Below are 12008 nucleotides of genomic sequence, written 5' to 3' on the forward strand. Positions count from 1 at the left end.
GGACGGGTCATGCAGAGTCTCCTAGGGTGATGAACGCCGGGTCATGGCCCGGCTGGGCGAGGGCGGCAGCAGCGGGCTGTCGCCGTGGGTTCTCCCTGGCCGCCGGCGGCAGCCATGGGAAAGGGGAAGGGGTGGAGGGCCGGCGGGGCGGTCAGCGCTTCAGGGGCGCGGGCGGGTTGTGCAGCATCCACTCGTGCTGCGGGTCGTTCTTGAACACCCACAGCCGCTGCGGGCCGGCCATGACGTTGAGGTAGTACAGGTCGTAGCCGTGCGGGGCCACCACCGGGTGGTAGCCGCGCGGCACCATCACCACGTCGTGGTCTTCCACGGCGCAGGCTTCGTCCAGGCTGCGGTCGTCGGTGTAGACGCGCTGGAAGGCAAAACCTTGCGGTGGGTTCAGGCGGTGGTAGTAGGTTTCCTCCAGCAGGGTTTCGGTGGGCGGGGTCTGCTGGTCGTGCTTGTGCGGCGGGTAGCTGCTGCTGTGGCCGGCGGGGGTGATGACCTCCACCACCAGCAGGCTGGCGGCCTGCGGGTCGTCGTGCGGCAGGATGTCGCAGACGTGGCGGGTGTTGGCGCCCTGGCCACGCACGCTGCGGCGCATGGTGGCGGGATCGATGGCGCGCAGCGGGTGCTGCTGGCCGTGGCCCGGTGCGGTGCACAGGGCCACCTCGGCGTCGCGCTCGGCGGTGATGCTGAGCTGGTGGCCGGGGGGCACGTACACGGCGGCCGGCGGCAGGTTGTCAAAGACGCTGTCGCGCTGGCCCAGGCCAAACCACTCGGCAGCCGGGCCTTCGCCGTCAGGCTGGGCACTCACCCGCACGGTGCCGGTGAGGACCACCAGGCACAGTTCCAGGGCGCCAGTGGCTAGGGTTTCCAGCTCGCCAGCGGCCAGGCGCAGGGCGCGAAAGCCCACGTGCTGCCAGCCGGCGCGCTCGGGGGTGACGTCACAGATCTCGCGGCCAGCGCTGGCCTTGACGAGGAGGGGACTGGGCATGGTGGGGTGGGGCGAAGGGTAGGGCGTGAAGCCGGGTCAGCGCGATGGGCGCAAGTCTTACTGGGCGCTCAGGCGGTCCACGATGGCGCGCAGGGTGCGGTAGCCCTTCTGGGCGTACTCGTAGCTGGGGGCCACGGCCGGGTCTTGCTCGGCCTCCACCACCAGCCAGCCCTGGTAGCCGGCGGCATGCAGGGTGCTGAGCACCTCGTCGTAGTTCAGGGCGCCGTCACCGGGCACGGTGAAGGTGCCGGCCAGCACGCCCTTCAAGAAACTCCACGCGTCGTTGCGGGCGGTGGCGATGACGGCGGTGCGAACGTCCTTGCAGTGCACATGCACCACCCGCGTCACATGCTTCTTGAGCAGGGCCACCGGGTCGGCGGCGCCACCAAAGTAGGCGTGGCCGGTGTCAAACAGCAGGCCCACATAGGCGGGGTTCGTCAGGGCCATCAGCTTGTCCACGTCCTCGGGCGACTCCACGTAGGCGCCCATGTGGTGGTGGTAGGCCAGTTGGATGCCGTACCGGGCCAGCAGGTGCTCGCCAAAAGCGTTCAGGCGCTGGGCGTAGCCTTGCCAGGCGGCCTCATCGGCAAACTTGGGGCGGCGCGAGACGGGGGTGTCCATCTGGCCCTGCACGGTGCCGGCGCACTCGCCGTACACCACCACCTTCACGCCGTTGTACTGCAGCTTGGCCATGTGGTCGTGGCAGCGCTCGATCTCGTCTTCCAGCGTGCCTTCGGCCAGGAAGCCGGAATACCAGCCTGACACGCAGGCCAGGCCGAATTCGTCGAGCTTGGCTTTCAGGCCCGGGCCGTCCTTGGGGAACTTGTTGCCCAGCTCAAAGCCTTCGTAGCCGATCTCCTTGCCTTCGGCCAGGGCCTTCTCCAGCGGGGTCTCGCCCCCCAGGGAAGGCAGGTCGTCGTTCATCCAGGACAGGGGGTTGATGCCGATGCGGACGTTCCAGGTCATGTTGAGGTCTTTCTAGAAATGGAAGAGGAGGGGTGGGGCCGCCGCGCCTCACAGGCGCTGGCGCCCCTTCTGGTCGAGGTAGTGGGCGTGGGCGGCGCGTACTTCAGGGCGTTGGCTCACTTCGGGGATGGCCACTTCCCACCAGGCGCCACCGTCGCCGGTGGTGCGGTGGTGGGTGGTGTCGATCACCACCACCTGGCTGCGCCGAGCGGCGCGGGCGGCCTGCATGGCGGCCTTGAGCTCGGTCACGTTGGCGGCCTTGACGGCGTCGGCACCCAGGCCACGGGCGTGCAGCACAAAGTCCACGCGCGAGGGTTCGCCGCCCTCGGGAATGCAGTCGGCCAGCATGTTGTTGAAGCTGGCGCCACCGCTCTTGACCTGCAGGCGCTCGATGCAGCCATAGCCCCGGTTGTCCAGCACCACGACGATGATCTTCTTCCCCAGCATCACCGAGGTGGCCAGCTCGGAGTTCATCATCAGGTAGGAGCCGTCGCCCACCATCACGATGACCTCGGCCTCAGGCCGGGCGAACTTGGCGCCCAGCGCGCCGGCGATCTCGTAGCCCATGCACGAGTAGCCGTAGTCCATGTGGTAGTTGCCCGGCTGGCTGCTGCGCCAGAGCTTGTGCAGCTCGGCCGGCAGGGTGCCGGCGGCACAGACCACCACGTCCGAGGCCGGGGAGTCCGGGGCCGAGTCGCGCACCGCGCCAATCACTTCGGCGTCATAGGGCAAGGCGCCGGCCGGGGTGGCGGTGGTGGTCAGCGCGGTCACGCGCTCGCGCCAGGCCTGGGCGTGCTGCCGGGCCTGCTGGGTCCAGGCGGTGTCGGCGGCCCAGTGGGCGGCGCCCGGGCCCAGGCCTTGGCTCAAGCGCTCCAGGCCCAGGCGGGCGTCGGCCACCAGGGCCTGGCCGTGCCATTTGTGGGCGTCAAAGGCCTGCACGTTCAGGCCCAGCAGCCGGGCCTGGCCGTAGAGGGCGTGCGAGGCGGTGTTGAAGTCCTGCAGGCGGGTGCCCACGGCCAGGATCACATCGGCCTCGCGCGCCATGGCGTTGGCGCCGGGTGAGCCGCACACGCCGATGGCGCCCAGGTTGAGGGCGTGGTCCCAGGCCAGCGCGCTCTTGCCACCTTGGGTTTCCACCACCGGGATGCCGTGGGTGCTGGCAAAGGCGGCCAGGGCCTGGGACGCGCCGGCGTACAGCACGCCGCCGCCGGCCACGATCAGCGGTTGGCGGGCGGTCTTCAGCAAGGCCAGGGCGTCGGCCAGCTCGCGCTCGTCCGGTGCCGGGCGGCGGATGCGCAGCACGGCGGGCTGGAAAAATTCTTCGGGGTAGTCAAAGGCCTCGGCCTGCACGTCTTGCGGCAGCGCCAGGCAGGCCGGGCCGCAGGTGGCCGGGTCGGTCATCACCTGGATGGCGCGTGGCAGGGCATACAGCAGCTGCTCGGGGCGGGTGAGGCGGTCAAAGTAGCGCACCACCGGGCGGAAGCAGTCGTTGGCCGAGACGTCGCCGGCCTCAAAACTCTCGATCTGCTGCAGCACCGGGTCCGGGGCGCGGGTGGCGAAGATGTCGCCCGGCAGGATCAGCACCGGCAGGCGGTTCACATGCGCCATGGCGGCGGCCGTGACCACATTGGTGGCGCCGGGGCCGATGCTGGTGGTCACCGCCATGATGCGTTGGCGGAAGTTGGCCTTGGCGTAGGCCACGGCGGCCAGGGCCATGCCCTGCTCGTTGTGGGCGCGGTAGGTCGGCAGCGCCTCGCGCTCGGCCCAGAGGGCTTCGCCCAGGCCGGCCACGTTGCCGTGGCCAAAGATGCTCCACACGCCGGCGCAGTAGGGCACCACGCGGCCGTCGTCGAGTTCGATGCGCAGCGCGGCCAGGTAGCGCACCAGGGCTTGCGCCATCGTCAGGCGGATCGTTGTTGGGCTCATGTCAGAGGGGGTCAGAGGTGTCTGGGGTCAGGAGGTGGGGCCGGGGCTCAGCGGCGGCTGGCACGCCAGGCATCCACCAGGGTGCTGAAGTTGCCGGCCACGGTGGCCACCAGGCCGGCGTCGTCCAGCCGGCCTTGCAGCCAGGCCAGGCTGGGCTCGGCCCAGAGGGTGCGGCCCACCATGAAGCCCTTGACGATGGGGTGCGTGGCTTGCTTGAAGCCTTCGGCCAGCACGGCCATCGGCTGGCTCAGGCCCAGGATGACGGCGCCACGGCACCAGGGGTCACGCTCGGCCACCAGCTCGGCCAGGGCCTGCCAGCCCTCGGCCTGCATGGGCGAGAGCTTCCACCACTCGGGCTTGAGGCCCAGGTTGTAGAGGCGCTTGACGCTGCGCAGCACGGCCTCGTCCTCGGTGCCGGCGGGGGTCACGGCCTTGGGCGGGATCACCTCCAGCAGCAGCTCATGGCCGCTGGTGCGGGTGGCCTCCCACAGCTCCATCAGGCGTTGTTCCTGTTCCAGGCGCAGGTCGGCGCGGTCGTCGGGGTGGTAGTGCACCAGGCACTTGACCACCTGCTCGCGCGGCCAGCTCAGCAGCGCGCTGCCCACGGACTGGGTCTGGTCAAAGCGCAGCGGGCGCGAGCTGGGCAGCTCGATGGGGCGGCCCACCCACCAGCCGCGGCCGGTGGCGTCGCACAGGGCGTCGTGGCCGTAGCCGCCGCCGTCAATCAGCACGCCGGTGCGGCCTTGCAGGTCGCGCGCGGCCTCCACCTGCTCGGCGGCACGCACCAGCAGCTTTTTCAGGGCGGGGATGCGGGTCTCCGGCGCGCCGGCCTGGCGGCACAGGTCGTAGAACTGGGCGCGGTGGTCAAAGGCGATGACGTTCAGCTCCGGCCACTGCACACGCGCTGCACTGGCGCGGTGCAGGTGGTTGAGCGTGGGGTCGGCATCGGGTTTGGGGTGGCGGTGGCCGCTGAACCAGTGGGCCAGCTCAGCCGGCGTGGGCATGGCCGGCGCGCAGGCGTGGCGCGACACCACGATGGCCCCGCAGGCGTTGGCAATGGCCGCTGCGCCGTGGAAGTCCTTGCCGGTGAGAAAGCCGGTGAGCAGGCCCGAGGCGAAGGCGTCACCCGCGCCCAGCACGTTGAGCACCTCCACCCGCTCGCCCTGCGCGGTGGGCGCCTGGCTCAGATCGGCCGGGATGGGCTGGCCGGCGGCAATGAAGCAGCAGCCCTTGGCGCCCAGCTTGACCACCAGCGCCGCCGGGGTGACGGCGCGCACCGCACGCAGTGAGCCCGGCAGGTCATGCGCCACGCCGCCGGCGATGAGGAACTCCTCCTCGGTGCCGATCAGCAGGTCAAACTGCGGCAGCACGGCCTGCAGGCGCTGGCTGACGGCGGCGTCGGGCACGTAGCGGTTGGCGCCTTCGCCGCGGGCGGTCAGGCCCCACAGCACGGGGCGGTAGTCGATGTCCAGCACGCGCAGGGTGCCGGCCTCACCGGCGGCCTTCAAGGCGGCCAGCGAGGCGGCCCGGGTGCCGTCGGTGGAGAGGTGGGTGCCGGTGATGAGCAGGGCGCGGCAGTCGGCAATGAAGGCCGGGTCGATGCCGGCGGCGTCCAGCGCCATGTCGGCGCAGTTCTCGCGGTAGAACAGCAGCGGGAAGGTGTCGCGGTCCTTCAGGCCCAGCAATACCAGGCCGGTCAGGCGCTGCGGATCGGTCTGCACCTGGGTGGTGTCGCAGCCTTCGCGCTGCAGCGTCTCCACCAGGAAGCGGCCCATCTGCTCATCGCCCACACGGGAGATCATGGCGGCGCGCAGGCCCAGGCGGGCCGCGCCAAAGGCGATGTTGGCCGAGCTGCCGCCCAGGTACTTGGCAAAGCTGGCCACGTCTTCCAGGCGCGAGCCCACCTGCTGGGCGTAGAGGTCCACCGCCAGGCGGCCCAGGCAGGCCAGGTCGAAGCGGCGGCCGGTGGGAATCGAGAGTGTGGTCATCCGGTGTCAGGGGCGTCAGACGCCCCCGTTCAGGTTTCTGTGTGGGGGGGAGCCGGGCCAGCGTGGGGGGGCGTCGCTCCCCATCGGCCGCGGTTGTCGGCATGGCGTGCAGTCTAGGAATTTGGAAACTGACTTTCTCTAGGTGCATTTACCTAGAAAGTTTTTTCCAAAAATTCGGGCCCGCTGGCTACAGTGGCGCCGTGCCGCAGAGAACGTCCCGCCTTCAGCAGGGGCCGCGGCGCGAGTGATTCCACCGGACATCCACCACAGACCACGTAGGAGACAAGGACCATGATGAAGAAGCTGCTGTTGGCCGCCGCTGCCGCCGCCACCCTGGGCGCCATGCCCGCCCATGCGCAGAAGATCGGCGTGTCCATGGCGCTGTTCGACGACACCTTCCTGACCATCCTGCGCAATGGCATCACCGAGGCCGGCAAGAAGGCCGGCGCCACCGTGCAGATCGAGGATGGCCGCAACGACGTGGGCACCCAGCTCAGCCAGGTCCAGAACATGATCGCCCAGAAGGTGGACGCGATCATCGTCAACCCGGTGGATACCGACGTGACCCCCAAGATCACCAAGATGGTGGCCGCCGCGGGCATCCCGCTGGTCTATGTGAACCGCAAGCCCACGGACTTTGCCCAGCTGCCGGCGGGTGTGGCCTTCGTGGCCTCTGACGAGAAGGTCTCGGGCACCCTGCAGACCCAGCACATCTGCAAGCTGCTCAAGGGCAAGGGCAACATCCTGGTGCTGATGGGCGAGCTCTCCAACGAGGCCGCGCGCACCCGCACCAAGGACATCGAGGACGTGGTGGCCACCAAGGAATGCTCGGGCATGAAGATCGTCGACAAGCGCGAGGGCAAGTGGAGCCGCACCAACGCACAGGACATCACCACCAACTGGCTGACCTCGGGTGTGAAGTTCGACGCCATCATCGCCAACAACGACGAGATGGCCCTGGGCGCCATCAATGCCCTGAAGGCCGCCAAGAAGTGGACCCCGGCCTCCATCGTCGGCGGCATCGACGCCACCCCCGACGCCCTGGCCTCCATGAAGGCCGGTGACCTGAAGGTCACGGTGTTCCAGAACGCCGCCGGCCAGGGCGCGGGCTCGGTGGAGGCGGCCATCAAGCTGATCAAGAAGCAGCCGGTGGACCGTTTCGTCAACGTGCCCTTCGAGCTGGTCACCCCGGAGAACCTGAGCAAGTACGCCGGCAAGAACTGATTCCCGGCTTCTCTGAGCGGGGGCGTGCCTGGCATGCCCCCGGCCTTCGGGCCGCCTTGGGTGGCGACCCGACGCATTCCTTCCGCGAGCGATCCATGTCCGACACCCTCACCGCCGAGCGCGGCCCTCTGGCCAGCGCCACCGCCCCCGCGCCCTTGCTGGAGATCGAAGGCATCCGCAAGGCCTTTCCCGGCGTGGTGGCCCTGGACAACGTGCGCTTTGCGCTGCGTGCGGGCACGGTGCACGCCCTGATGGGCGAGAACGGCGCCGGCAAGTCCACGCTGATGAAGATCATCGCCGGCGTCTACACCCCCGATGCCGGGGAGATCCGCCTCAAGGGCGAGCCCGTCACCCTCCACGGCCCGCTCGACGCCCTCAACCACGGCATTGCCATGATCCATCAGGAGCTCAACCTGATGCCTTTCATGACCGTGGCCGAGAACATCTGGATCCGCCGCGAGCCCAAGAACCGCTTCGGCTTGGTGGACCACGCCGAGCTGCGCCTGCGCACCCAGCGCCTGTTCAACCGCCTGTCCATCGACATCGACCCCGAGACCGAGGTGCGCTACCTGTCGGTGGCCAACCGTCAGATGGTGGAGATCGCCAAGGCCGTCTCCTTCGACTCGGACGTGCTCATCATGGACGAGCCCACCTCGGCGCTGACCGAGCGCGAGGTGGCCCACCTGTTCCGCATCATCCGGCAGCTGCGCGAGCAGGGCAAAGGCATCGTCTACATCACCCACAAGATGAACGAGCTGTTCGAGATCGCCGACGAGTTCTCGGTGTTCCGCGACGGCAAGTACATCGGCACCCACGCCTCTCAAGACGTGACCCGCGACGACATCATCCGCATGATGGTGGGCCGCGAAATCACCCAGATGTTCCCCAAGGAGACCGTGCCCATCGGCGACGTGGTGCTCTCGGTCCAGGACCTGGGCGTGGAGGGCGTGTTCAGCGGCGTGAGCTTTGAGCTGCGCGCCGGCGAGATCCTGGGCCTGGCCGGCCTGGTGGGCTCTGGCCGCTCCAACGTGGCCGAGGCACTGTTTGGCGTGGTGCCCGCCACCCAGGGCGAGATCCGCCTGAACGGCGAGGTGGTGCACATCCGCCAGCCGGCCGACGCCCTGCGCCACGGCATGGCCTTCCTCACCGAAGACCGCAAGGACACCGGCTGTTTCCTCATCCTGGACATCCTCTCCAACATGGAGACCGCCGTGCTGCACGACCGCTACGTGCGCTGGGGCTTTGTCCAGCAGAAGCAGCTGCAGGCTGACTGCGAGGCCATGTCGCGCACCCTGCGCGTCAAGACCCCGGGCCTGGACGAGGTGATCCAGAACCTCTCCGGCGGCAACCAGCAGAAGGTGCTGATCGGCCGCTGGCTGCTCACCAAACCCCGCATCCTCATCCTGGACGAGCCCACCCGCGGCATTGACGTGGGCGCCAAGGCCGAGATCCACCGCCTGGTCAGCCGCCTGGCCGGCGAGGGCGTGGCCGTGCTGATGATCAGCTCGGAAATGCCCGAGGTGCTGGGCATGAGCGACCGCGTGATGGTGATGCACGAGGGCCACATGACCGGCATCCTCGACCGCAGCGAGGCCGACCAGGTCCGCGTGATGGAGCTGGCCTCACGCTGAGGCCCGCCCACCCGACACAGACAGACAACCCCGAACAAGACGACACGGAGACCGCAGCGATGTCCCTCTTCAACCAGACCCTGGGCGCCGAGTCCATGACCTTCAAGCCCCCGCGGCGCAAGCTCCCGCCCGAGGCCAGCATCTTTGCCGTGCTGGTGGGCATCAGCCTGCTGTTCGAGGCCCTGGGCTGGTGGGTCAACGGCCAGAGCTTCCTCTTCAACGTCGACCGCCTGCAGATCATCATCCTGCAGATGGCCGTCATCGGCATCATCGCCGTGGGCGTCAACCTGGTGATCATCACCAGTGGCATCGACCTGTCCTCGGGCTCGGTGGTGGCGGCGGCGGCGGTGGTCTCGGCCAGCCTGGCGCAGGTCTCGGACTTCCCCCGCGCCGTCTTTCCGCAACTGACCGACCTGCCCATCATCTGGCCGGTGCTGGCCGGGGCGGTGGTGGGCTTGCTGGTGGGCCTGGTCAATGGCTCACTCATCGCCTTCACCGCCATCCCGCCCTTCATCGCCACGCTGGGCACCATGGTGGCCGCCCGCGGCTTTGCCAAGTGGTTCACCAACGGCATGCCGGTGTCCATGCTCACCGATGACTTCGCCTGGATCGGCTCCGGGGCCAACCCGGTCATCATCTTCCTGGTGATCGCCGCCATCTTCCATGTGGTGCTGCGCTACACCCGCTTTGGCAAGTTCACCTACGCCATCGGCGCCAACCGCCAGGCGGCCATCGTCTCGGGCATCAACGTCAACCGCCACCTGATCTGGGTCTACACCATCGCCGGCCTGCTGGCGGGCATCGCCGGCACCGTCACCGCCTCGCGTGCCATCTCCGGCCAGAGCGGCATGGGCGTGATGTACGAGTTGGACGCCATTGCCGCGGTGGTCATCGGTGGCACCTCGCTCAACGGGGGCCTGGGCCGCGTCACCGGCACCGTCATCGGCGTGCTCATCCTGGGTGTCATGACCTCGGGCTTCACCTTCATCCGCATCGACGCGTACTACCAGGAGATGGTCAAGGGCGCCATCATCGTGGCCGCCGTGGTGGCCGACCAGTACCGCCAGCGCAACAAGGGCCGTTGAGCCGCAATGCCCCCGGGCACTGCCGCCGACCCTGCCACCGCCACCACGAGGAGTCCGCCATGCGCCGCGCTCATCGCCCTGCCACCGGCCTGATGGGGTGGCCGCAGGCCGCCCGTCGGGTCATCTGCCTGATCGGTGCGGCCGTTGCGGCCGCCGTCCTGGCCTGGAGCCCGGGCCCCGCGCAGGCCGCCGCCACCCCGGGGCAGCCCACCGCCGCCGCGGCCGGTGCCCGCCCGCTGCGCATCGCCTTCGTCAGCCATGCCCCCAACAGCGACACCTGGTGGAACGTCATCCGCAACGCCCTGAAGGACGGCGCGGCCGACTTCAACGCCCAGGTGGACTACCTCAACCCGGCCGACGGCAGCATCGACGCCATGGCCGAGATCATCAGCAAGCTCGGCCCCGACCGCTACGACGCCGTGGCCGCCACCGTGGCCGACCTGGGCAAGCTCAAGGGCCCGCTCTCGGCGCTGGCCGCCCGCGGCCTGCCGCTGGTCACCGTCAACTCCGGCACCACCGACGACAGCGTGGCCGTCAAGGCCCTGCTGCACATCGGTCAGCCCGAATACCTGGCCGGCCTGCAGGCCGGCCAGCGCGCCGCCAAGGCCGGGCACAAGAAGTTCGTCTGCCTGAACCACTTCTCCAGCGTGCAGGCCTCGCATGAGCGCTGCGCCGGCTTCCACAAGGGCCTGACCGGGCAGGACAGTGGCGTGCAGGAGCTGGTCCTGGACGGCTCGCCGGAGGCCATGCGCAGCACCATCGACGCCCTGCTGCAGGGCAGCAACGTGCCCACCGCCTTGCTGGCGCTGGGCACCACCTCCGCCCTGCCGGCCATGGCCGCACTGCGCGCCCTGCCAGCCGGGCAGGCCGTGCCCATGCTCTACACCTTCGACCTCTCCGCCGAGATCACCGAGGGCATCCGCAAAGGCTTGGTGGGCTTTGCCATCGACCAGCAGCCCTACGCCCAGGGCTACCTCTCGGTGGCCTACCTGGCCGAGTACCTGCGCATGGGCCGCCCGGCCAACATCAACACGCCCAAGTACCAGCTCTACACCCTGTACCCGCTGCACCAGCGCATGGGCCGCTACGGCATCGAGCTCAAGCCCTCCAACGGCCGCGACATCCAGTCCGGCCCCGGCTTTGTCACTCGTCTCAACCTGGATAAGGTGGAGCGCTACAGCGGCAGCTACCGCTGATCGGCGCTGCCGCTCTGGCCCGCTCTGGCGGGTGACGGCCAGTCTGCTATGTTGGCGCCTATGCCCGCCGCCAGGCTGCGTCCAATGCCCAAGCTGCCCGTTCACCCGCGCCACACACCTCGCTACCCTTCGCACGACCCAGCACGTCGGTGCCTTGCCGGGCTGGCGCTGGCTGCCGCCTGCGGCCTGAGCGGCTGTGGTGTGATCGACAGCGCGCGCATCTGGTTCCCGCAGGCTTCGGGCCTGGAGGCCGTCAACCCCCGGCTTTACGTGGAGCCGGCCATGACGGCCGAGCAGCGGCAGGAACTTCAGCGGCAGATCGAGCAGGGCCGCGCCGTCGTGGCTGCCTTCTACGGTGAACTCACGTCACAGCCCTACGTCGTGGCCTGCCTCACCAGCGCCTGCGACCACCGCTTCGGCTCCTATGGCCAGCCAGCGGCGGCCTATGGCGACATGGCGATCCGGCTCTCCTACAGGGGCCGGGTCGCGCCGCTGATCGCCCACGAGTGGTCGCATGCCGAGCTGTATCGCCGAGCTGGCGGCTGGTGGCACGCCCGCCAGATTCCGCGGTGGTTCGATGAAGGGGTGGCGGTGGTGGTGGCCGACGAGCCCCGTCATTCGGAAGACAACTGGCGCGCGATCCAGGGCCGCGGCCTGCCCACCCCGACGCTGGACGAACTGCGATCCTTCAGTGACTGGGGCACCGCCTTGCGCCGGTATGGCGAGACGTCAGGCGACGTCCCCGACAACCTGCGGCGGGTCTACACCACCGCCGGCCACGAGGTGCGCGGCTTCCTGCGCTGCACAGGGCCAGAGGGTGTACAGGCCGTGCTTGACGCGGTGCGCGCTGGCGCCACCTTTGACCAGGCCTACTCGGGTGCGCGGGCCGCTTGCGTCGATTGAGCGGCGGTCGAAACTCCGCCCGCCCACCCATGCCCACGGGGGCATGGCATCATCGGCCGGCTTGGAAATTCATTTCCAAGCCGTTCTATTCGGGA

The 12008-nt window shown here is 69.2% G+C and carries 9 protein-coding genes; 5 read left to right on the forward strand and 4 right to left on the reverse strand.

Annotated elements, in window-relative coordinates:
• Positions 1-151: 151 nt before the first annotated feature.
• From iolB to G3A44_RS12520, 4 genes are read right to left on the reverse strand one after another with little or no spacing between them, the layout of a single operon-like run.
• Positions 152-994 carry a 5-deoxy-glucuronate isomerase gene (iolB, locus tag G3A44_RS12505; protein WP_163457865.1) on the reverse strand — a complete coding sequence of 281 codons (843 nt, stop codon included), beginning with the start codon at positions 992-994 and terminating at the stop codon, positions 152-154.
• Between the two features lie 57 nt (positions 995-1051).
• Entirely contained in the window at positions 1052-1960 is a 909-nt protein-coding gene (gene iolE / locus G3A44_RS12510) for a myo-inosose-2 dehydratase (protein WP_163457866.1), read from the reverse strand.
• A gap of 48 nt (positions 1961-2008) precedes the next feature.
• A complete protein-coding gene (iolD, locus tag G3A44_RS12515) occupies positions 2009-3886 on the reverse strand; it encodes a 3D-(3,5/4)-trihydroxycyclohexane-1,2-dione acylhydrolase (decyclizing) (protein WP_239061852.1) in 1878 nt (625 codons plus the stop codon).
• A 47-nt stretch (positions 3887-3933) separates the two neighbouring features.
• On the reverse strand, positions 3934-5874 hold the full coding sequence (locus tag G3A44_RS12520; protein WP_163457867.1) for a bifunctional 5-dehydro-2-deoxygluconokinase/5-dehydro-2-deoxyphosphogluconate aldolase: 1941 nt from the start codon (positions 5872-5874) through the stop codon (positions 3934-3936).
• A 294-nt stretch (positions 5875-6168) separates the two neighbouring features.
• Between G3A44_RS12520 and G3A44_RS12525 the strand changes: the two genes are divergently transcribed.
• The 5 genes from G3A44_RS12525 to G3A44_RS12545 all read left to right on the forward strand — a co-directional run bounded on the left by G3A44_RS12525 (position 6169) and on the right by G3A44_RS12545 (position 11913).
• Positions 6169-7098 carry a sugar ABC transporter substrate-binding protein gene (locus tag G3A44_RS12525; protein ID WP_163457967.1) on the forward strand — a complete coding sequence of 310 codons (930 nt, stop codon included), beginning with the start codon at positions 6169-6171 and terminating at the stop codon, positions 7096-7098.
• Between the two features lie 95 nt (positions 7099-7193).
• Positions 7194-8729 carry a sugar ABC transporter ATP-binding protein gene (locus G3A44_RS12530; RefSeq protein ID WP_163457868.1) on the forward strand — a complete coding sequence of 512 codons (1536 nt, stop codon included), beginning with the start codon at positions 7194-7196 and terminating at the stop codon, positions 8727-8729.
• Positions 8730-8788: 59 nt separating this feature from the next.
• The gene (locus tag G3A44_RS12535) at positions 8789-9814 is read left to right on the forward strand and encodes an ABC transporter permease (RefSeq protein ID WP_163457869.1); all 1026 of its coding nucleotides are present in this window, start codon (positions 8789-8791) and stop codon (positions 9812-9814) included.
• A gap of 59 nt (positions 9815-9873) precedes the next feature.
• On the forward strand, positions 9874-11010 hold the full coding sequence (locus G3A44_RS12540) for a substrate-binding domain-containing protein (RefSeq protein ID WP_163457870.1): 1137 nt from the start codon (positions 9874-9876) through the stop codon (positions 11008-11010).
• A gap of 84 nt (positions 11011-11094) precedes the next feature.
• Positions 11095-11913 (forward strand): hypothetical protein, encoded by an 819-nt coding sequence (locus G3A44_RS12545; RefSeq protein WP_163457871.1) that lies wholly within the window; start codon positions 11095-11097, stop codon positions 11911-11913.
• Positions 11914-12008 lie beyond the last annotated feature (95 nt).

Source organism: Ideonella livida, from assembly GCF_010499455.1.
Classification (GTDB): Bacteria; Pseudomonadota; Gammaproteobacteria; order Burkholderiales; family Burkholderiaceae_C; genus Ideonella; species Ideonella livida.